This is a genomic window from Pseudomonas kielensis (genome assembly GCF_030505375.1).
GTDB lineage: Bacteria > Pseudomonadota > Gammaproteobacteria > Pseudomonadales > Pseudomonadaceae > Aquipseudomonas > Aquipseudomonas kielensis.
In genome coordinates, this window is record NZ_CP130043.1 from 3,049,404 (window position 1) to 3,071,197 (window position 21,794).

The 21,794-nt window shown below is 62.6% G+C and carries 18 protein-coding genes; 7 read left to right on the plus strand and 11 right to left on the minus strand.

All coding sequences use genetic code 11. From position 1 onward, the window contains the following. Positions 1-79: 79 nt before the first annotated feature. Positions 80-2,731: an autotransporter family protein gene (locus Q1W70_RS14235; protein WP_302097460.1), complete on the minus strand. Its 2,652-nt coding sequence runs from the start codon at positions 2,729-2,731 to the stop codon at positions 80-82. A gap of 357 nt (positions 2,732-3,088) precedes the next feature. Here Q1W70_RS14235 and Q1W70_RS14240 point away from each other — a divergent pair, with 357 nt between their 5' ends. The 3 genes from Q1W70_RS14240 (at position 3,089) to Q1W70_RS14250 (ending at position 7,017) form a co-directional block, all read left to right on the plus strand. After that, positions 3,089-4,432: an aromatic acid/H+ symport family MFS transporter gene (locus tag Q1W70_RS14240; protein ID WP_166593121.1), complete on the plus strand. Its 1,344-nt coding sequence runs from the start codon at positions 3,089-3,091 to the stop codon at positions 4,430-4,432. Between the two features lie 3 nt (positions 4,433-4,435). Then, positions 4,436-5,647 carry a benzoate/H(+) symporter BenE family transporter gene (locus tag Q1W70_RS14245; RefSeq protein WP_302097461.1) on the plus strand — a complete coding sequence of 404 codons (1,212 nt, stop codon included), beginning with the start codon at positions 4,436-4,438 and terminating at the stop codon, positions 5,645-5,647. 101 nt (positions 5,648-5,748) lie between these two features. Beyond that, the gene (locus Q1W70_RS14250) at positions 5,749-7,017 is read left to right on the plus strand and encodes an OprD family porin (protein ID WP_182342367.1); all 1,269 of its coding nucleotides are present in this window, start codon (positions 5,749-5,751) and stop codon (positions 7,015-7,017) included. Here the strand turns inward: Q1W70_RS14250 and Q1W70_RS14255 are convergent. Further along, a complete protein-coding gene (locus Q1W70_RS14255) occupies positions 7,012-7,251 on the minus strand; it encodes a DUF2790 domain-containing protein (RefSeq protein WP_166593124.1) in 240 nt (79 codons plus the stop codon). The genes Q1W70_RS14250 and Q1W70_RS14255 overlap by 6 nt on opposite strands. 230 nt (positions 7,252-7,481) lie before the next feature. Here Q1W70_RS14255 and Q1W70_RS14260 point away from each other — a divergent pair, with 230 nt between their 5' ends. Next, on the plus strand, positions 7,482-8,168 hold the full coding sequence (locus Q1W70_RS14260; RefSeq protein ID WP_166593125.1) for an energy-coupling factor ABC transporter permease: 687 nt from the start codon (positions 7,482-7,484) through the stop codon (positions 8,166-8,168). 63 nt (positions 8,169-8,231) lie between these two features. Then, positions 8,232-8,447, plus strand: coding sequence for a hypothetical protein (locus Q1W70_RS14265; protein ID WP_166593126.1), 216 nt, complete (start codon positions 8,232-8,234; stop codon positions 8,445-8,447). Here Q1W70_RS14265 and yacG read toward each other — a convergent pair. From yacG to Q1W70_RS14285, 4 genes are read right to left on the minus strand one after another with little or no spacing between them, the layout of a single operon-like run. Continuing rightward, positions 8,444-8,644, minus strand: a complete 201-nt coding sequence (gene yacG / locus Q1W70_RS14270; protein WP_095166544.1) for a DNA gyrase inhibitor YacG — start codon at positions 8,642-8,644, stop codon at positions 8,444-8,446. The genes Q1W70_RS14265 and yacG overlap by 4 nt on opposite strands. Beyond that, the gene (gene coaE, locus Q1W70_RS14275; protein WP_166593127.1) at positions 8,641-9,264 is read right to left on the minus strand and encodes a dephospho-CoA kinase; all 624 of its coding nucleotides are present in this window, start codon (positions 9,262-9,264) and stop codon (positions 8,641-8,643) included. The genes yacG and coaE overlap by 4 nt, the downstream gene beginning before the upstream one ends. Continuing rightward, positions 9,261-10,133 carry a prepilin peptidase gene (locus tag Q1W70_RS14280; RefSeq protein ID WP_182342365.1) on the minus strand — a complete coding sequence of 291 codons (873 nt, stop codon included), beginning with the start codon at positions 10,131-10,133 and terminating at the stop codon, positions 9,261-9,263. Before Q1W70_RS14280 ends, coaE begins: the two co-directional genes overlap by 4 nt. 2 nt (positions 10,134-10,135) lie before the next feature. After that, positions 10,136-11,353, minus strand: coding sequence for a type II secretion system F family protein (locus Q1W70_RS14285; RefSeq protein ID WP_302097464.1), 1,218 nt, complete (start codon positions 11,351-11,353; stop codon positions 10,136-10,138). Between the two features lie 237 nt (positions 11,354-11,590). Here Q1W70_RS14285 and Q1W70_RS14290 point away from each other — a divergent pair, with 237 nt between their 5' ends. Next, positions 11,591-12,007 carry a pilin gene (locus tag Q1W70_RS14290; protein WP_166592405.1) on the plus strand — a complete coding sequence of 139 codons (417 nt, stop codon included), beginning with the start codon at positions 11,591-11,593 and terminating at the stop codon, positions 12,005-12,007. A gap of 193 nt (positions 12,008-12,200) precedes the next feature. After that, a complete protein-coding gene (locus Q1W70_RS14295) occupies positions 12,201-12,557 on the plus strand; it encodes a BON domain-containing protein (protein WP_302097465.1) in 357 nt (118 codons plus the stop codon). Between the two features lie 172 nt (positions 12,558-12,729). Here the strand turns inward: Q1W70_RS14295 and Q1W70_RS14300 are convergent, their stop codons facing one another. From Q1W70_RS14300 to pgi, 5 genes are all read right to left on the minus strand, one after another. Continuing rightward, on the minus strand, positions 12,730-15,678 hold the full coding sequence (locus Q1W70_RS14300; protein WP_302097466.1) for a DUF748 domain-containing protein: 2,949 nt from the start codon (positions 15,676-15,678) through the stop codon (positions 12,730-12,732). 93 nt (positions 15,679-15,771) lie between these two features. Next, a complete protein-coding gene (locus Q1W70_RS14305) occupies positions 15,772-16,788 on the minus strand; it encodes a class I SAM-dependent rRNA methyltransferase (RefSeq protein ID WP_166592408.1) in 1,017 nt (338 codons plus the stop codon). A gap of 86 nt (positions 16,789-16,874) precedes the next feature. Next, a complete protein-coding gene (locus tag Q1W70_RS14310; protein WP_166592409.1) occupies positions 16,875-17,744 on the minus strand; it encodes an oxygenase MpaB family protein in 870 nt (289 codons plus the stop codon). A gap of 54 nt (positions 17,745-17,798) precedes the next feature. Beyond that, a complete protein-coding gene (gene acs, locus Q1W70_RS14315) occupies positions 17,799-19,736 on the minus strand; it encodes an acetate--CoA ligase (RefSeq protein ID WP_166592410.1) in 1,938 nt (645 codons plus the stop codon). A 148-nt stretch (positions 19,737-19,884) separates the two neighbouring features. Further along, complete coding sequence (gene pgi, locus Q1W70_RS14320; protein WP_166592411.1) at positions 19,885-21,549, minus strand: glucose-6-phosphate isomerase; 1,665 nt, start codon at positions 21,547-21,549, stop codon at positions 19,885-19,887. Between the last annotated feature and the right edge of the window lie 245 nt (positions 21,550-21,794).

The window sequence follows — 21,794 nt, forward strand, 5'->3', positions numbered from 1 at the left end:
GGACAGACGCAAACTTTTGATTTCCCGTCAGCCTGGCGGACGGGATGTCCTGGCGCGGCCGTGACGATGCTCGAGGCGGCTACCAGCTCATGCGCACGCCCAGATTGCCGGAGACGCCGTCCAGATCGTTGCTGTCCAGATGGGTGTTGTAGTCGGCGCCCATGTAAACACTGACACTCGAAGACAGCTTCGCCACCAGGCCCACGCCCAGGTCCGCCGATGAGGACTTGTGCTCGCTCTTGATCCGGTCGATGTCGTCATAGGTGACGGTGTCGTAACCACCGAACGTTTTCCACAGGTTGGCCCGCAGATAGGGTTCGAGCGGGATGTCCTGCGCCATGAACCGCCCCTTGAGGCGGGCACCGAGGCGGCCGGTCCAGTAATCCTGGGAGTCGAATGCCACATTGGAGATACCGTCGTTCTGCGAGTCCAGGTCAATCTGCTGGTTGATCACTTGCACCTGGGGTTCCAGCACCCAGTCTTGCGCGACGGCAATTGGGTACCCAGCCTCTACGGACAGCGCCAGCGCATGGCCGTCGGTGTCCATCTTCACGCCGCGATCGGAGCGATTGTCGCCGTCCAGGCTCGACCACATCGCCACGGTATCGAAATACCAGCCGCTGGGGTCGACCAAGGTCCAGTAGGCGCCCACCTGATCGCCGTCGAGCTTGACCCGGCCCGAGCGTCGGTCCTGGAAGCCTTCGGCAAACCCATCGACGTCGCCTTGCAGGTGACTGTGGCCGACAAAAAAACCGAAGCGTTGCAATTGTCCGCCGTTGGTCTGCGAGGCATACAGATCATGACCAATCTGGAAGCCCTGGAGCGAGCCGTCAAAACTCGGGGTCACGGTGCCGGACCAGCTTTTTTGCAGATTACTGCCATACAGACGGCCCCATCCGGCGGGTACGGCTCCGATTTCGCTCAGCAGGCTTTGCTCGCCCTGGCGATCATGGAAGGTGCCCAGGGCTTGCATCGTCAGCAGTTGGGCGGCGGGGATGACCACGGAATACACCGGGACTTCCAGGCGATACAGGGGAATCGGATCGGCGCCGGCCACGGCCTTGGGGATCGGCGGTGTGCTGATGGCCGGTGTCGGCGAAGTCTGGGCCAGGGTTTGTGGCGGCGGCACCTGGTTCGGCTCGACGGGCGCCACCGGTTGCGCGGTCGGTGGTTCGACGGCGGGCTCATCCGGGTCAACCACGGGCGCCGGCTGCTGGATCGGTGGTGGGGCCGGGGGCACGACCGGGGGGACAACGGCGGGTGGAACGGTTGGCGGCGGCACTGCCACCACCGATGAGCGCAGGTACCAGTTGTTCTCGGATCCCGCGGTGACCCCGCCCTTGAACAGGTAGTACTGATAGGCGCCGGCGGACAGCGAGCCCTTCAAGGCAAAGGCATCGCTGCGGCTGATGGCGCCGTTACGTGCCTGCACCACTTCGATCCCGTTCTGGCGAGTCAAACCGCCCAGGCCGCCGAGGTTGGTGATGCCCAGTTGGGTGTTACCGCTGAGGGTGCCTTGGGACACCACCAGCTTGTCGCTGGCGGAACTGTCGGTACCCAGCACGGTTTGCAGCAACAGTTGCCCGTTGTTGCCAACGTAGTTGCCATGGACCGTCAGTGCATCGCTGGCACGGCTGCTGCCGCTGGTCATGTCGATGGTCCCGGCGTTGCTCAGTGTCGTCAGTTGGCCGGCGGTGTAGGGGCGGATAGCGCCTTGGGTCACGGCCAGGGTACTGCTGCCGTCAATGGCCAATACGCCCGTGGCGCTGGCGCTGTCCCCGAGGAAGAAGTCCCCCGCCAGCGAGAAGCGCGAGTGATTGCCCAGCGTCACCGACTCCCAGCCGACATAACGTGCCGCGCCTGCCGAGGTGCTGTTGTCGAAGCTCAGGCGGTCAGTGCCCAGCCCACCGTCCACAGAGGGGGTGGAGGCGAGTGTGGTCTCGGAGAGATTGCTCAACAGGGCGCTGTCGTCGCCGTCACCCATGAGGATGGCGGAATTGATCTGTCCGCCGTTGCGCCAGGTGAGGCGATCGTTGCCAGCGCTGGCGCGGATCTGCCCGGCAATCACCCCGCCGGAGACGCTGATGATGTCATCGCCACCGCTGGTGCTGATGTTGCCGCCGATCGAGCCCTCCGACACGGTGATGGTATCCAGGCCAAATCCGGTAACCAGGTTGCCGAGAATCCGTCCGCCCGACATATCAAAAATATTGTTATCGAGTTTCATGTCGACGCGGCCGATGGTGCCCCCGGTCATCGTCGCCACATCGCCGTCCTCGAAGGCCCCGACGATGGTGCCCGCGCTCATCAGGAAGCGATCCCGCCCGTCGCCCTGGGCCAGCGACTGGACCTGCCCGCCGGTCATTTTGAACTCATCGATACCGTTGCCCTGGTTAACCGCGCCAGTGATCTGTCCGGCGTTGATCTCCAGGGAGTCGTTGCCATCGCCCTGGTCCAGCGATCCGGTAATGCTGCCGGAATCCATCACTACCCGGTCCACTCCGGCCCCGAACGTGACGTTGCCATTGATCGTGCCGGAGCCGTTGGCCGGGAAGGTCAGGGAGTTGTTGCCCTGGGTGTCGGTGAGTGGGCCGCTGGTGCCACTGTCGCACGTATGGCGGGTATCGCCGGGGCCGGGGAGCAGGGTACAAGCCGCCTGGGCGACGGGACTGGCGAGGAGCAAGAGCGAGGCGCACGGCAGGAGCGTGCTTAGCCTTAGGTGATGGAACATGACGTATCCCTACTGAATGAATGTTGGCATCGTCCTGATGGCTCTCTCTAAGGCCTGGCTCCACTCATATTCATACTCCACAGGCAGCCGTTGCCCTGACACGCTGAAACTGATCCATCAGATAGGTAAAAGGTGTAGACGGATAATTCCGGAAGTGTGGCTGTTTTCCGACCAGCGGACTGTCGCGGCCTTCGGCCTTGCCCCCAGGGGTGTAATGCAATCGACCCGCTGCACAAAACGGATAACGATCTGCGCAAAGCGGATATTGCTGCGCTGCAGGCCTCCCTACCCTCGGTGATACGCACGCTTATCACGTGACCGATGCTCTTAAAAAAACAACAACAAGAGACAGATGCCATGCGCAAGATCGACGTACATGAGCTGATCGACAACGCTCGTTTCAACCGCTTCCACTGGATGGTGCTGTTCTGGTGCGCCCTGATCATCATCTTCGATGGCTACGACCTGGTGATCTACGGCGTGGTCCTGCCGATGCTGATGAAAGAGTGGGGGCTCAGCCCGTTGCAGGCCGGCGCCCTGGGCAGTTACGCGCTGTTCGGGATGATGTTCGGCGCATTGTTTTTCGGCCCGCTGTCAGACCGGATCGGCCGCAAGAAAGCCATTACCTTGTGCGTGATCCTGTTCAGCGGTTTCACGGTGCTCAACGGGTTTGCCCGCAACCCGACGGAGTTCGGGATCTGCCGGTTCATCGCTGGGCTGGGCATCGGCGGGGTCATGCCCAACGTGGTGGCGCTGATGAACGAATACGCGCCGAAAAAAATCCGCAGCACCCTGGTGGCGATCATGTTCAGCGGCTATTCGGTCGGTGGCATGCTGTCGGCCGGGCTGGGCATTGTGTTGATCCCCAGTTTTGGCTGGCAGTCGGTGTTCTACGTCGCAGTGCTGCCCCTGTTGATGCTGCCGCTGATCATGTACTTCCTGCCCGAGTCGGTGGGTTTCATGCTGCGCCAGGGACGCGATGAAGAGGCACGCAAGGTCCTGGAGCGCGTGGAGCCGACGTACGTTGGCCACAGAAGTGATCAACTGCAGATGAGCGAAGTGAAGGGCACGGGCACCCCGGTGCTGCAGTTGTTTCGCGAAGGTCGGGCGCTGCGCACGCTGATGCTGTGGCTGGCGTTCTTCTGCTGTCTGCTGATGGTCTATGCCTTGAGCTCCTGGCTGCCGAAGTTGATGGCCAACGCCGGGTACAGCCTGGGTTCGAGCCTGTCGTTCCTGCTGGTGCTGAACTTCGGCGCGATCTTCGGCGCCGTTGGTGGCGGCGTGCTGGGCGACAAGCTGAACCTGCCGCGGGTGTTGGCGGTGTTCTTCGCCATGGCGGCGGTGTCGATCACCTTGCTCGGTTTCAACAGCCCGATGCCACTGCTGTATGTGCTGATCGCCATTGCTGGCGCCACCACCATCGGTTCGCAGATCCTGTTGTACGCCTGCGCCGCACAGTTCTACTCCATGACGATCCGCTCCACCGGCCTGGGCTGGGCTTCGGGTATCGGTCGCAACGGTGCTATTGTCGGCCCATTGCTCGGGGGGGCCCTGTTGGGGATCAACCTGCCGCTGCAACTCAACTTCATGGCGTTTGCCCTGCCGGGTGCGGTAGCCGCCATTGCCATGACCGTGTTTGCCATCAGTAGTCAGCGCAGCGCATCGAGCGCTACCAGCGCGCTGTCGCCATCGGGTGTCTGAAGCATGAAAGGGCTATTGCGGGACTTTTCGCTGTCGGCGGCAGTCGCCGGTTTTATTGCCACGGTGATTTCCTATGCCGGCCCCCTGGTGATCATTTTCCAGGCGGCCGACGCCGCCCATCTGTCGCGCGAGGTGCTGTCCTCGTGGGTCTGGGCGATTTCCATTGGCAGTGCGCTGCTGGGCATCGGCTTGAGCCTGCGCTACCGCGTGCCGGTGATCATCGCCTGGTCGGCGCCGGGCTCGGCGCTGCTGGTGGCGCTGTTGCCGGGGATCAGCATGCCGGAAGCGGTGGGGGCGTACCTGGTCAGCAGCCTGATCATCTTTTTGATTGGGGTCTCGGGCGCGTTTGACCGGATCATCAGCAAACTGCCGGCCGCCATTGCCGCCGCCATGCTGGCGGGGATTCTGTTCAGCTTCGGCACGGGCCTGTTCGTGTCGTTGCAGGGCAAGCCGTGGCTAGTGCTGGCGATGTTTGCCACCTACCTGATGTGCAAACGCCTGATGCCGCGTTACGCGGTGTTGATGGTGCTGCTGGTGGGGTGCTCCATGGCCATGCTCGCCGGGGACCTGCGGGTCGACGCGCTGGTGATCGGCCTGGCCACGCCGGTCTGGATAAGCCCGCAATTCAGCCTGAGCGCAACCTTGAACATCGCGTTGCCGCTGGTGATGGTGGCACTGACGGGGCAGTTTGTCCCCGGCATGGCGGTGCTGCGGGCCAGTGGTTACTCGACCCCCGCCAGCCCGATCATTGCCAGCAGCGCGCTGGGCACGGCATTGCTCGCGCCCTTTGGCTGCCACGGCTTGAACCTGGCGGCGATCACCGCGGCGATCTGCACCGGCCGTGAAGCCCACGAGGACCCAGGCAAGCGGTATGTCGCCGGGGTCGTTGGCGGCTTGTGTTACCTGGTGCTGGGGATCTTCGGCGCGACCTTGGTCTCGCTGTTTTCGGCCTTCCCCAAAGAGCTGATCGCGGCCCTTGCGGGGCTGGCGCTGTTCGGGGCGATTGCCGGGGCATTGGCCGGTGCAATGGCGGTGCCCAACGATCGCGAAGCGGCGCTGGTGACCTTTCTGGCGACGGCCTCGGGCATGTCGCTGTTCGGTTTGTCCGCCGCGTTCTGGGGGCTGATCTTCGGCATGCTCACCCACCTGCTGTTGAACGCGCGCCGCGCCGCTCCAGGGACCAAGGCAACGCCTGCCCCGCACACCCTGCGCTGACCACACTGGACTGATTCCTACCCGTTTGACCTTCCCCCGCAGCGACAGCGCTGCGGGCGGATCACTGCACCCTGTCGATCAATAACAATAAGAGCAAAACGATGAAACAGACTCTCGCCACAACCGCTTCGCTGTTGTCCCTGACGCTCGCCTCGGGTTTTTCCGACCGTGCGCTGGCCGCCGACAATGGCTTTGTAAAAGACACCACTGCGACCTTGCAGGCCCGCAATTATTATTTCAGCCGCGACTTCTCGGACATCGTCGGCGCCAATCAGCAGTCCAAGGCCGAGGAGTGGGCCCAGGGTTTCATTTTCAACCTCAAGTCTGGCTACACCCCGGGCACCCTCGGGGTGGGCGTGGACGTCATTGGCCAGTTGGGCCTCAAGCTCGACAGCAGCCCGGACCGGGTCAACACCGGCCTGCTGCCGGTGCAGGACGATGGCCGCGCGGCCGATGACTACAGTCGCCTGGGGGCGGCGCTGAAAGTGCGCTACTCGAAAACCGAGCTCAAGGTCGGCGAGCTGCAACCCAACTTGCCGGTGCTGGCCTTCAGCGACATCCGCTTGCTGCCGCCCACCTACCAGGGGGTGAGCATCAGCTCCAGCGAGTTCAATGGCCTGACCGTGCAGGGCGGTCACCTGAACTCCACCAGCCTGCGCAACGAGTCCGGAGATGAAAAGATGCAGGCCATGCTCGGTCATGTGCCGCAGCGCCAGGTCAGCAGCGACGGCTTCAACTTTGCCGGGGCCGACTACGGGTTCAATGACAAGCGCAGCTCGCTCAGTGCCTGGTACGGGCAACTGGAAGATATCTACAACCAGCGCTTTCTCGGGCTCAAACACAGTGAGCCGCTGGGGGACTGGACCCTGGGCGCGAACCTGGGCTACTACGACTCACGGCAAGACGGCAAAAAGCTGCTGGGCAACATCGACAACCAGGCGTTCTTCTCCCTGCTGTCGGCCAAGCGTGGCGGCCACACCTTCTACCTGGGTTATCAGGGCATGTTTGGTGACAGTGCCTTCCCGCGCGTCTTTGCCAATATCTCGCCATTGGGCAACGAGGTGCCCACCTACGAGTTTGCCTACACCGATGAACGGTCCTGGCAGGTACGTTACGACTACGACTTTGCGGCGCTCGGTGTACCGGGGCTGACCAGTACCGTGCGTTACATCACCGGCAATAATGTCGACACCGGCAAGGGCTATGAAGGCAAGGATCGCGAGCGCGACCTGGACCTGGGCTATGTGCTGCAGAGCGGCAGCCTCAAGGGCCTGGGGATTCGAGTGCGCAATGCGATGGCACGGTCCAACTACCGCAGTGACATTGACGAAAACCGCCTGATCCTCAGCTACACCTGGACCCTGTTATGAGCCGCTGCAGTCGCCCATGACCTGATAAGACACCCGGTGTGTCTGGCCCTGGTGGTCGACATAGACCATGCTCGCCGGCACTACGCCACAGCCGCCGGCGGTGTCGGAGACCGAAACCACCTTGGCGATATCCAGCGGCTGCGCCGGGTCGTAGGGAGTGGCAGGCGGTTCATTACCGGCGGCCAGGGCCGAGGTGGCGACCAGGGCCAGCAACAGGCTGATCAGGCTTTTCATCGTGCGGTACTCCGTGTGGATCTCGATGCCTGAAGTTTAGTCTTCGCCGGCCGCTGAAAAAGGGGGTAAAACCGGATGCAGTCTTGCAGCAGATGTAACAGTCACCGCTCTCGGAGGGCCTGTGGCAGTGCGCCAGGGGGCATCCGGGCGGTGTAGACTGATGGCCTGTTCGGTTTCGCCAAGGAGTCTGACGTGAAGGTCTGCGTAACAGGGTGGATGGAGGTCCCGGCATGATCGGTGCCGAACTGCTGTCACCGTTCACCCTCACCGTGGGGTGGTTGCTTTACGTGCCGGTGTTGCTCTGGGCGATAGCGCGCGCGCCCTGGGTCGAACTGTTCAGCGACAGCCGGCGCCAGCACCTGCTGTTCGGCACGGTGTTCGCGTTGTTCCTGCTCTGGCTGGTGCGGCGTGACTTCGACACCGGCGTGTCCTATCACTTCATCGGCATGACCGCCGTCACCCTGCTGCTGGACTGGCCCCTGGCGATCGTCGGCGGGCTGGTCGCCCAGATCGGCCTGGTGCTGCTGGGGCGCCAGGACCTTGCGGCGATGGGAGTCAACGGTGCCTTGCTGATCCTGCTGCCGGTACTGGTCACCGAAGGCTGCGCCCTGCTGGTGGAGCGCGCGCAACCGCGTAATCCGTTTGTGTATATCTTTTGCTCGGGTTTTTTTGCCGCCGCCTTGTCGGCGCTGCTCTGCCTGTTGCTGGCGTTGGGCGTGCTGTGGTTCGACGAGCGTTTTGCGCTGCCGGAATGGCTTGAGGATTTTGTCGGCTACCTGTGGCTGATCATCTTTCCCGAAGCCTTTATCAACGGCATGGTGATCAGCGCCCTGGTGGTGTTCTGCCCCGAGTGGCTGGAGACCTTCAACCGCACCCGTTACCTGTCGGCGCCGTGGAAAGACGAAGACAAGTCTTGATCTTTATCAACAGGCTGGCGAACAGACGCACCTATGCTCCGAAAAATCCTCAGGAGCAGCGGCATGAGCGTTTACCAGTGGGCGAGGCAAGAGTTGCGCGACAGTCTGGCATCGGCGGAGGCAGCCGGTTTTGAACCGGGGTTGAGCCTGCGCGCCTTGCTCAGCGCGGTGGTCGAGGAGAGCAAGGCGGTGCGCAGTGTCGAGGACCTGGCCGATGAGCTGCAGTTCCTGGCCGAGAACCTCGATGACAGTGCCGACTACAGCTTCATGCGGCCTTAGTGGCGCGGTTCGAAATCTTCACTGAACAGATCGTCTTCGGCGTCCGGGCTGACCGGGATTTTGTGTTCTTCCGAGGCCCAGGCGCCGAGGTCGATGAGTTTGCAGCGGTCCGAGCAAAACGGCCGGAAGGTGCTGCTGGCGCTCCATTCCACGGGGGCGCCGCAGGTTGGGCAGGTGACGACAGGGGGTTGGCTCATGACTGGCCTCCACGCAAAGTTAGGTAAAAGTGATGCAGGCGTTCGACTTCGCTGTGCAGCCAGGCGAGGTCGCGGTCATTGACCACCACATCGTCGGCATGGCGCAGGCGCTCCTGACGGCTGGACTGCGCCTTGAGGATCGCCTGGACCTGCTGTTCGCTGGTCTGGTCGCGCTGCAGGGTGCGTTCGATCTGGAGGTGTTCGGGGGCATCGATCACCAGCACCCGCTGGGTCATGGCGAACTGTCCGGACTCGATCAGCAAGGGTGACACCAGGATCGCGTAGGGGGATTTGGCCCGCGCCAGGTGCGCGGCGATTTCCTCGGCGATCAATGGATGCAGGAGCTTTTCCAGCCAACGGCGCTCCTCGGGGATTTCGAAGATCAGCTTGCGCAGTGCCGCCCGGTCCAGTTGGCCATCTGCCTGCAAAACGCCGTCACCGAAGTGCTCGGCTATCTGCGCCAGCGCCGGGCGACCGGGCTCGACCACCCAGCGCGCGGCATGATCGGCATCCACCGCGTGGATACCGAGGTCGATGAAATGCTGGGCCGCCGCGCTTTTGCCGCTACCGATGCCACCGGTGAGGCCGAGAATCCAGGGTTGTTCCACAGGGGTATTCATTGCAAACCGACAAACTGCCAATAGAAGTCGGTTATTTGACCACCCCAGAGCAAGGCAATCCAGCCGGCAATTGCCAGATAGGGACCGAAGGGGATCGGCGTCGAGGTTTTCGCCCGTTTCCAGCGCAGCCAGAGCAGCCCGCTGACGGCCCCCACCAGCGAGGCCAGCAGGATCGTCAGCGGCAGGATCTGCCAGCCGCCCCAGGCCCCCAGCATCGCCAGGAGCTTGAAGTCGCCATGGCCGATGCCTTCCTTGCCGGTGATCAACCTGAACAGCCAATACACCGTCCACAAGCTCAGGTAGCCGGCCACGGCGCCCCACACGGCGTCCTGCAGTGGCACGAACAGCTCGAACGCGTTGACGATCACCCCCAGCCACAGCAGCGGCATGACCAGTACGTCGGGCAGCAACTGATGGTCTGCGTCGATCAGGCACAGGGCCAACAGGCCCCAGCTCAACACCAGCAGCCCCGCGGTCTGCCAGCCAAAGCCCAGGTGCCAGGCGATGAACCCGCAGAGCAGCGCGCAACTGAGCTCGACCAGCGGGTAACGGGCACTGATGGGGGTTTTGCAACGTGCGCACCGTCCACGCAGCATCAGGTAGCTGAGCAGTGGAATGTTCTCCCAGGCACGCAGAGGATGGCGGCAGTGGGGGCAATGGGAGTGGGGCAGCATCAGGTTGTAGGTGGGGCCGGGGGGCTCGGCGGGTAGTTCGAGGATGTCCCGGGCCTGCTGGCGCCAATCCCGTGCCAGCATCTTCGGCAGGCGCCAGACCAGGACGTTGAGAAAGCTGCCGACCACCAGCCCCAGCCCGAGGGCCAGGACCACGAAGGCCGTCGGGTAGCTGGTGAGAAATTCACTCAAGGGCATGTTCAGATCGCCGTACCAAGTTGGAAAATGGGCAGGTACATGGCAACCACCAGCCCGCCGACGATTACGCCAAGTACCCCCATGATAAGAGGTTCCAGCAGACTGGTCAGGTGATCGACCAGGGACTCGACTTCGCCTTCATAGTAGCCCGCGACGTTGCCGAGCATTTCGTCCAGCGCCCCGGATTCTTCGCCAATCGCGGTCATCTGGATCGCCAGGTTGGGAAATACCCCACTGTTGCGCATCGCCACATGCAACTGCATGCCGGTACACACCTCCTGGCGAATCATCAGCACCGCCTGTTTGAACAGCCGGTTGCCGGTGGCTCCGGCCACCGAATCCAAGGCCTCCAGCAGCGGCACCCCGGCGGCGAAGGTGGTCGCTAATGTCCGGGCATAACGAGCGACCGCCGACTTTCGCAGCAGGGGGCCGACAATTGGCAGATCCAGCCAGCGAGTCTGCAGCCAGTCGCGAAACCTCGAGGAGCGGCGTTGGGCCTGGTGCACGCCCAGCGCAGCAGCGAGCAGCCCACCCAGCAGCAGCCACCCGCTGTGCCGCAGGTATTCGGCGAGCCCGATCACGCTGCGGGTCAGTGCGGGAAGTTCGGCGCCAAAACCGTGGAACATCACTTCGAACTGCGGCACCACCTTGAGTAACAGGATGGCGCTGACGATCACGGCCACCAGGAGCACCGCCAGCGGGTAGGTCATGGCTTTGCGCATCCGCGCCTTGAGCCGTTCACTTTTTTCCCGGTCGCTCGCCACCCGCTCCAGCAAGGTGTCGAGGGCGCCGGCCTGTTCGCCGGCGTCAATCAGGTTGCAGTAGAGCTCGTCGAAGTATTGCGGCTTTTTGCGCAAGGCACTGGTCAGGCTGCTGCCGGCCATCACGTCCTGTTTCAAGCCCTCCAGCAGGCAACGCATACGTGGGTTATCGAAGCCTTCGGCGATGATGTCGAAGGCCTGCAGCAACGGCACCCCGGCCTTGAGCAGGGTCGCCATTTGCCGGGTGAAGTGCGCGATATCCTGGGCCGTGACCCGCTGGCCTGCGCGGAACAGGGGGGCGAACTTTTTCCGTACCTTGCCCGGGATGATGCCGCGTTGGCGCAACCGGGCCTTGATCTGGGCCGGATTCTGCGCGCTCGATTCACCGGACATTTTGCGGCCTGTTCTATCGGTGCCTTGCCAGGCGTACAGGCTGACCTTTGTTGCTTTGAACGGCATGTCTCGATCCTTGATGACCTATCGGCTGCTTGCGCTGCAAGCCTAGCCAAGGGCGGACGTTGTGCGGGCGCGCTGCAGTGACAAATAGTGTCAGTTAGTGCGGTTTTGCAACGCCTTGGATGGGGGGGAACCCGGCTTCGCTGCCCGGTCTGCAAGGGCTGACGGACTTGGCATGGGCTGTGCGTTATCCGCTGCCGAGCATGAGCGTTCGCCTCATGCAAAAAGGGAGTTGCAGCCATGAAGGGACAAAGGGGATTTAGCCTGATCGAACTGCTGATCGTGGTGGCGATCATTGGCATTCTGGTCACGGTGGCATTGCCGCTGTATTCCAAATATCAGGCGCGGGCCAAGGTCACGGCCGGACTGGCCGAGATCTCGGCGCTCAGGGTGTCATTCGAAGACGTCATCAATCAGGGGGCCGATCCGACCCTGGAACGACTCGGCGCCAGCGCGACCACCAGCCATTGCACGATCTCGGCGGCGGGCAAGGGCGCTTCCGGGTTAGGCAGCCTCGGCTGCACCCTGGTCAACGCGCCAGGCCCGGTGCTCAACCGCACCCTCACCCTGTCGCGTTCCGAAGCGGGCAGCTGGAGTTGCGCGACCACGGTAGCCGCGGACTATTCGCCCAAGGGCTGTACCACCAGCGAGGGCTGATTCCGGCAACTTGCATGTCGAGAATCTCCGGGTCATGCAAATTGCATGATTCCGGTTTTTTGGTGTTTTTATAAGTTGTTGATTATTAAGGATTTATTGCGTTTCCAAAAGTTGGCACAGTGTTCGCACTATTACCGGTAACCCTGCTGAGAAGGCAAACAGCAGACTTTCTGGAAAAACAGGAGTTACCCGTATGAAGAAGTTCGCTATCGCTACCGCAACTGCTACCGCTCTGACCCTGACACTGGCCAACGCAGCGTTTGCGCAGACCACCCAAAACACCCAGTCGCCAATGGTGCTGGCTGCCGGTGAAGTGACCGAGGCGAAGGAAGCGACTTCCGACACCTGGATCACCACCAAAGTGAAGGGTGACCTGGTCACTGAGAAAGGCATTCCGGGTACCGATATCAAAGTAGAAACCAACAAAGGTGTGGTATCACTGTCTTCCACCACTGCGGTAACCGAGTCGCAGAAAGAAACCGCGGTGAGAATCGCGAAAAACATCAAGGGCGTTCAGGCGGTATCGGCTGACGGCCTGAAAGCCGAGTAAGGCGCAGGCTTCTCGCCTGGACTGGGAGAAGGAGCGGCAGGTGAGCGCAGTCATGCACCTGCCGCGACTCTAGTGTTCATGCGACCGACCACAGGGATGTGGTCTCCACAGGCCCCGACATTCGTGTCGGGGCCTGTTTTATTGGGCGGCGATAAAGTGGCGCGAGCCTTGGCTACTCGGCGTCCAGGTGCAACGGCGTGATGACCCTGCCATCACTTTCGGCCTGGCCCAGGCTGGCGTCGATGAAGTACACCCGGTCATCGGCCAGTTGGCCCTTGTCCACCAGGTAGTCCTTGATGCTGCTGGCGCGGTCCTGGCCCAGTTGACGCAACAGCACATCGCTGCCCGCCCAGAACTTGATGACCCCTTCACGCATTTTTGCGGCGCGCTCTTCCTTGCCCAGGTCCTTCCATTGCGCCGGCGGTTGGGTTTTCAGGCGAGTGCGGTAGATACCTTCGAGCAACGGGGTTTTTTCCCCTTCCGGGACTTCCAGCAACGAAGCCTGGGCCGGTACCTTGTCGCCGCGACGCTGGAGAATCTTGTAGTAGTTGTACTGGTATTCGCGCTCCAGGCGCTGCTCGGCAATCAACGGGCCGTCGCTGCTTTGCGCGGCGGTGCCTTCGATTTCCAGGCGCAGGGCCGGACGCTCCTTGAGGGCTCCGGCCAGTTTGATCAGTGCGCCTTCGGCGTCCTTGCTCAACTCACTGGAGCCCGGTGCGAAGGACACGGTGCCCAGGTCTTCGGAACCGCCGCCGGCGACCAACCCGCCGATCAGTTTGAATGGCGCAGCCGCCGCTTTTACGATCAGGTTGCGCAGGGTTTGCCAGACAATCGGCATCACACTGAACTGGGGGTTGTTGAGGTCACCAGTGACCGGCAGTTCGATGGAAATCTTGCCGTCGACGTCCTTGAGCAAGGCCACGGCCAGTTTCAGCGGCAGGCTGACGGCATCCGGGCTGTCGACTTTCTCGCCCAGCTCCAGTTGCTCGACCACCACCTTGTTATCCGCCTTGAGCTGACCCTTGGTGATCCGGTAGTGCAGGTCGAGATTGAGGCGGCCTTTGCGGATCCGGTAGCCGGCGAATTTGCCGGAGTAGGGGGTCAGGGTCGTCAGTTCGACTCGTTTGAAGCTGGTGGCGATATCCAGTGCCGCCATCGGGTCGAACGGATTGACGCTGCCCTTGATGGTCACCGGGGCGTAACGGTCGACTTTGCCTTTGACATCGACCGAGGCCGGCTTGGCCTGGCGGCTGTCGATGGTGCCGATCTGGCCATTGAGTTGCTGGATCGCGGTGGCGAAGTTGGGTGTCAGGCTGAAGTCGGCAAAGTTCGCCGAACCGTCGTTGATCGCAATGCCGCCGATGTGAATGCCCAGCGGCTTGTCCTGGCTGGCAGCAGGTCTGCCCGCCGTGGTTTTCGCCGTGCTGTCGGCCGGTTGCGGGATCAGCAGGTCGTCGACGTTGGTGGTCCGATCATCGTTGATCATGAACCGCACGTAGGGCTGCTGCAGGTTGATTCGATCGATCGACAGGCTGTCGCCGTGCTGATAGTTCAGCCCTTCGACCATGACCTTCTGCCACTTGAGGAAGTCACGGGATTTGAGGGTGTCGAGGGTGTGCAACTGGTCGACCTGGGCCTTGCCGGTGACGTTGAAGGCCAGGGGCTCGGTGCTCTTGAGGTTGACAGCCAGGTCGCTGCCGAGCATCCCGGAGCGCAGCTCCAGCAGAATGAACGGGTTGATGTAGGACTGGGCGACCCGCAGGTCGATGTCCCGGGTCTGTACCTTGAGCCGGGCGCTGACCGGGGCCAGGTTGACCTCGCCGTCGGCCATCAGCTTGCCTTGCTTGCCCACGCCGGTATCGAGCTTGAGGGTGAAGGGCGAGCCGTTGAGGCTGTCGAAATTTTTCAGGTCCAGGTTCAGCGGACCGACCTCAAGCGCCACCGCCGGTTTGACCTGGCGATCGCTCAGGTGCACCTGGTAGTTGCGCAGCTCGACATCCTTGAGCAGCACCTGCCAGGGTTTGCTCGGCGCAGCGGGCTCGGCTTTAGGTGAGTCGGCCGCGGCCGGCGCATTCACCGCTTGCGGCTTGACCGCCGGCTTGGCGGGCTGGCTGGCGAACAGCTTCTGCCAGTCGAGTTGGCCATCCGCTTCGCGGGCGGCCCAGGTTTCCAGTTTCTGGCTGCGGATCTTGCCGACAATCACTTGTTGTTTGGCCAGGTCGATGCTGGTTTCGCTGATGTCCAGGCGCTCGAGACGGGCCAGCGGCCGGCCATCCGGGGCCTTGATGGCAAAGGGGGCGATGCTGGCCGAGGTGTTGCTCAGCAGCAGTTCGGTTTCCTTGGACAGGTTGAGCTTGTAGTCGGTGCTGAGGCTGACCGTGCCCTCTTCAAGCACCAGTGGCAGGGCGTCGCGCACATAGGGCCAAAAGGCTTTCATCTTGCCGTCGGTGATTTTCAGGCTGCCTTCGGACGCGATGGGCACCAGGCTGATCTTGCCGCTCCAGTCGATCTGGCCGCCGGCCGGACCGATCGCCACCAGGGTCATGTCGGCATTGTCTTCCGGCAGGGTGCTCAGGTGCTTGAGCTCGAAATCCAGTTTGTCGTAGAGGAACTCGATGGGTTCGCTGGGCCGCAGGTCCTGGAAATGGATGTAGCCACGGGCCAGGTCGATACGGTCGATGCGCAGCGGGAAGGGCTTGGCCTCGGGGTCGGCCGGCGTCGGTTCACTGGCGGGCAACTTGAACAGCTGGGTGAGGTTCAGGGTGCCGTCCTTGCTGAACAGCACCGAGGTTTTTGGCTTGTCCAGTTGCACATCGGCCAGGTGCAGGGCGCGGGTCCAGAGACTGTCGATCTGCAGGTCGGCGTACAGACGCTCGAAGCCGACCTGCTCCTTGCCTGGCTCACCGATGTTCAGGCCCCACAAGGTCAGCTCCAGGCTGAAGGGGTTGAACTCGATGCGCTGGATACTGGCCGGCACCGCTGCGTAATGGGCCAATTGTTGATTGGCGATCCGCAAGGCGACACCCGGCAGAATCAGAAAGCCCAGCAAGCTATAGAGGGCCAGAGCAGTCAACAAGGCGCCGATGGCGCGAATCAATCCTTTGGGCATGTGTGGCTTCATCTGTCTGAATCGGAGTGCCTTGGAGTATGGCACGCGATTCTGGTTCCGAAGCAATGACCTCGATCAGGATTATTCAGATTCCGGCGCCGCGACTCAGAGCTGCAGAATCAGGGTTTTGAGCGGTGGTTGCTGATCCATCGAGGGGAAATCGGCGGCCGGCGGCAGCACCGTGCATTCGCGCACCGGGCGCCCGGCTTTTTCCGCGCACCGCAGCACCTGCTCACGCCAGTCGTCCATGCTGACTTTCGCCAGGTTGTTGCAGCAGATCAGTACGCCATTGTCCGCGGTGCTGAGCAGCGCCGGTTTCAGCAGGCTCTGGTAGTCGCGTAGCAGGTCTACGGTGCCGAACGCGCTTTTCGCCCAGGCCGGTGGGTCGAGCAGTACCAGGTCGTATTGGCGTTGTTCCAGGCGCGGGTAGCTGGGCAGCTTTTGTCCACGGCGCTGGCTGATTGGCAGGCCGGCCAATTGACGGATCGCCGGGAAGTAATCGGACTGGACGAACTGCATGCCCGGCAACTGTGGGTTGAGCTGACCGTTCTCCCGGCCGACCGCCAGGTTGCCCTCGGCGAAATCCAGGTTGCACACTTCGCGCGCGCCACCGGCGGCGGCACTCAGGCCGACTCCACAGGTGTAGGCGAACAGGTTCAGCACACTCTTGCCCTGGCTATGTTGCTTGACCCAGCCACGGGCATTGCGCAGGTCGAGAAACAGCAGCGGGTCCTGCCCGGCGTGGCGTCCGCGCACACGGTAGTTCAGGCCCCACTCGTGGCCGACCATGTCTGCCAGCGCGGCCTCGTCGGCGCGGTACACGGTGTCTTCACGGTCGATGCGCGAATTGCCCCGGGAGCGGTCGTTGTAGACCAGCAGGGTGTCGAGGCCCAGCTGTTGATTGACCGTGGCGTGCAACGCCAGCAGGTCGTCGCGCTCCAGCGCCTGGTGAAAACTCTGCACCAGCAACTGCGGGCCGTAACGGTCGACGGTCAGGCCACCGGCACCTTCCTGGCTGCCATGGAACAGGCGATAGCAGTCGGTGCCTTGCTGGTGGAGCTCGGCGAGCAAGTCTTGGCGATGATCGAGGGCGGCGCGCAGCGCCTGATTCAAGGAAGACATGCGTAGCGCCTTGCAGGGGGAATTGGGCGCGAGAGTTTAACAGCTATGGGGCTTCTCTGGAGGGGTGAGCACGTTTGCGCCCGGACCTACAACAGCCCCATACGTCGCTTGGCGCGCTGCACCGAGCCATTACGCACCGCCCAGCGCAGCATCGGCGCACTGCGGTTGATGCTGGCGCGGATCAGTTGCCGTTGCAGCGGGCTCTGGCTGACGTCGAGCATGGCGCTGGCCCAGTCCGGCAACAGGTCGATCCCGGCCTGCATCATCAGCCCGCCAAAGGGTTTGGCGAGACGACTGGGGGCGGGCGCGTTCAACAGCAGGCGCAACACTTCCCGACTGCGTTCGTCGCACAGCAGTTGTGGACGGATCCGTTCCAGGTAATCGGCGACTTGCTGGCGCGAGCGCGGCACCTCACGGGCGCCCAAGCGTTCGGCGATCAGCGCGATCTCGGCGTAATAACGGTCCTGGTCGGCGCCTGAAAGGTGCGGATTGCGGTAGCGCAGGTGAGCGGCGAGGAAGTTGCTGACTTCGGCCACGTGCACCCAGGTCAGCAGGTCCGGGTCGCTGGCGGCGTAGGCGCGGCCATCGGGGGCGGTGCCGACCACTTGCAGGTGGATGGTGCGCACTTTTTCGATCAGCCATTCGGCGTCCTGCCGTGAGCCGAAGGTGGTGCCGGAGATGAACTGCCCGGTGCGACGCAGGCGCCCGAGCATGTCCTGGCGAAAGTTCGAATGGTCCCAGACGCCGGCCAGCGCCAGCGGGTGCAAGGCCTGCAGCATCAAGGCACTGATGCCGCCGATGAGCATGCTGCTGAAGTCACCGTGGACCTGCCAGCTCACCGAGTCGGGGCCGAACAGGCCGGGATCGCCCTTGGGGTTCTCCAGGTCGAGCTTGCCCAGGGACAGTCCGCTCAGGCTCATGATCTGGGTTTCAATGCGGGTACGAATGAATTCCATGACAACTCGTTGGCGACAGCAGAAAAAGGCTGCGGCCCACAGGCCGCAGCGGATTCATTGGTTCAGGCGCTTGTCGATCAGCCCCGCGACCACACTCGGGTCAGCCAGGGTCGAGGTGTCACCGAGGCTGTCGAGCTCATTGCAGGCGATCTTGCGCAAGATGCGGCGCATGATCTTGCCTGAGCGGGTTTTCGGCAAGGCCGGCGCCCACTGGATCAGGTCCGGCTTGGCGAAGCTGCCGATCTCCTTGCTGACATGGGCCAGCAATTGTTGTTTCAGGGCCGCGTCGGGTTCGATGCCGTTCATCGGGGTGACGAAGGCGTAGATGCCCTGGCCTTTGACGTCGTGGGGGTAACCGACCACCGCCGCCTCGGCGATGCTGTCGTGCAGCACCAGGGCGCTTTCGACTTCGGCGGTGCCGATGCGGTGCCCGGAAACGTTGATCACGTCGTCGATGCGCCCGGTGATCCAGTAGTCGCCGTCTTCGTCGCGCCGGGCGCCGTCACCGGTGAAGTAGTAGCCGGGGTAGGGCTTGAAGTAGGTATCGACCATTCGCTGCGGGTCGCCGTAGACGCTGCGGATCTGTGCCGGCCAGCTGGATTTGAGCGCCAGCACGCCACTGCCGGGGCCGGTGATTTCCTGGCCTTGCTCATCGAGCAGCACCGGCTGTACGCCGAACATCGGTTGTGTGGCGCAGCCCGGCTTGATCCGTTGTGCGCTGACCAGGGGGCTGAGCATGATGCCGCCGGTTTCGGTCTGCCACCAGGTGTCGACGATTGGGCAGCGTTGTTCGCCGACTGCATTGAAATACCATTCCCAGGCTTCCGGGTTGATCGGCTCGCCGACGCTGCCCAGCAGGCGCAGGCTGCTGCGCGAGCTGTCCTGCAAGGGACCGGCGCCTTCACGCATCAGGGCCCGCAATGCGGTAGGGGCGGTGTAGAAGATATTGACCTGGTGCTTGTCGATGACGTGCCAGAAGCGCGAGCTGTTGGGGTAGTTGGGCACGCCTTCGAAGATCAGGGTGGTGGCGCCGTTGGCCAGCGGGCCATAGACGATGTAGCTGTGGCCGGTGACCCAGCCGACGTCGGCGGTGCACCAGAACACTTCGCCGTCGCGGTAGTCGAGCACGTACTTGAAGGTCATCGCCGCTTGCAGCAGATAACCACCGGTGGTGTGCAGCACGCCCTTGGGTTTGCCGGTGCTGCCAGAGGTGTAGAGGATGAACAGTGGGTCCTCGGCGTCCATCGGCTGGGGCGCGCACTGCTCGCTGGCACCGCCGACGGCCTGGTGATACCAGAGGTCGCGGCCCTCGTGCCAATTGACCTGGCCCTGGGTGCGTTGGACCACGATCACCGTACTGACCGCCGGGCAACTGAGCAGGGCCTGGTCGACGTTGTGTTTGAGTGGCACGTTTTTGCCGCCGCGCACGCCTTCGTTGGCTGTGATCACCGTGCGGCAGTCGGCATCGAGGATGCGGTCGCGCAGCGAGTCCGGGGAAAAACCGCCGAATACCACCGAATGCACGGCCCCGATGCGCGAGCAGGCGAGCATCGCATAGGCGGCTTCAGGGATCATCGGCATGTAGATGCACACCCGGTCGCCTTTTTTCACGCCACGGCTTTTCAGTACGTTGGCCAGGCGGCAGACGTGCTGATGCAGTTGCTGGTAGGTGATCTGTTGCGAGTCGGCGGGGTTGTCGCCTTCCCAGATGATCGCGGTCTGTTGACTGCGTGTGGCCAGGTGACGGTCGATGCAGTTGTAGCTGACGTTGAGCTGGCCGCCGGCGAACCATTGGGCCTGGCCAGTCTTGATGTCCGAGTGCTGGACGCTCTGCCAGGGGTGGGACCAGTCGAGAAACTGCCTGGCCTGTTCGGCCCAGAAGGTGTCGGGATGATCGATGGACTGGCGATACAGGCGTTGATAGTCGTCCTGACTCAATTGCCCAGCCCGGCGGACGGCATCGGCTTTGGGGAACGTGCTGATATCGAACATGACGGTTCCTTATTCTTGTCTTGGCCACAAGAGATAAAGATGCGCCGAGTGATCAGTGGGTTCAAGTCATGGGCGAAAACGACTGTGGGAGCGAACAGACGGAGGACCGCCCGACTCGCTCCCACAGGGTTAGCCGTGTGGCTTCAGATCAACCGCGGTGACGCCCGCGGAAGTAGTTGATCAAGCCCTGGGTCGAGGCATCGTCGGCAGGGGCTTCTTCGCTGCCCACCAGACGGTTGTAGACGCCTTTGCCCAGTTCCTTGCCCAGCTCCACGCCCCATTGGTCGAATGCGTTGATGCCCCAGATCACGCTCTGCACGAAGACCTTGTGTTCGTACATCGCCACCAGTGCGCCGAGGCGCCGTGGGCTGATGCGCTCGACCACCAGGGTGTTGCTCGGACGGTTGCCCGGGATCACCTTGTGCGGTGCGAGTTTCTCGATCTGCTCTTCGCTCATGCCCTTGTCACGCAGCTCGGCTTGCGCTTCGGCCAGGGTCTTGCCCAGCATCAGCGCCTGGCTTTGCGACAGGCAGTTGGCGTACAGCCACTGATGGTGATCCGCTACCGGGTTGAAGCTGACGATCGGCACGATGAAGTCGGCCGGGATCAATTGGGTGCCCTGGTGCAGCAACTGGTGGTAGGCGTGCTGTCCGTTGCAACCCACGCCGCCCCAGATCACCGGGCCGGTATCGGTGGACACGGGCGTGCCGTCCTGGCGCACGCTCTTGCCGTTGGATTCCATGTCCAGTTGTTGCAGGTGCTTGGTGATGTTGCGCAGGTAGTGGTCGTACGGCAGGATCGCGTGGCTCTGTGCGCCCCAGAAGTTGCCGTACCACACGCCCAGCAGGGCCAGGAGCACCGGCATGTTCTGCTCGAACGGCGCGCTCTGGAAGTGCTGGTCCATGGTGTAGGCACCGGACAGCAGTTCCTTGAAGTTGGACATGCCGATCGCCAGGGCAATCGGCAGGCCGATGGCCGACCACAGCGAATAACGACCGCCAACCCAGTCCCACATCGGGAAAATGTTTTCTTCGCGAATACCGAAAGCCACGGCGGCGGCGTTGTTGCTCGAGACCGCGATGAAGTGGCGATACAGCTCGGCTTCCGAGCCACCCTGGGCCAGATACCAGGCGCGAGCGGCCTGGGCGTTTTTCAGGGTTTCCAGGGTGTTGAAGGATTTCGACGAAACGATGAACAGCGTGGTCTCGGCACGCAGCTTCAGGGCCAGTTCGTGGAACTCACTGCCGTCGATGTTCGCCAGGTAGTGGCAGCGTACGCCTTTCTGGGCGTAGGACAGCAGGGCCTCGGAGACCAGCTCCGGGCCGAGGAACGAGCCGCCGATACCGATGTTCACCACGTCGGTGATCGGTTTTTCGGTGTAGCCGCGCCACAGGCCGTCATGGATACGCCCGACCATGTCGGTGATCTGGTTCAGTACCTTGTGCACTTCCGGCATCACGTTGACGCCGTTGACCGACAGCTTGTCGCCCACCGGACGGCGCAGGGCGGTGTGCAGCGCCGGACGGCCTTCGGAGGCGTTGACGATTTCGCCGCTGAACAAGGCCTTGATGGCGTCCTGCAGGCCGGCTTCGTTCGCCAGGTCCACCAGCAGGTTGCGGGTTTGCTCGTTGATCAGGTTTTTCGAATAGTCGAGGAACAGCCCACAGCTGCTCAGGGTGAACTGGGTGAAACGCTGCGGGTCGGCATTGAACGCTTCACGCATGCTGAAATCCTGCATGGCTTGGCGGTGATCATTCAGCGCCTGCCAGGCTGGCAGAGCGGTAACGTCTTGAGGGTTGCGGTAGTACGCCATCGCTGCGGGTTTCCTTTTACTTGAACTGCCTTTAGGACACTGAAAAGCCCGGAACATCCTGCCGGGCGGCAGATATTATCCGGTAATACGACGAAGACACGATTACAAAACGCAGGCCGATAACAGTAAACCTTGAGGGGGCATCTGTCTTGGCTTTGTGGTGGGCGCGAGCTTGCTCGCGATGAGGCCGTCAGATTCTACAGCTCATTGACTGACATGCCGTCATCGCGAGCAAGCTCGCTCCT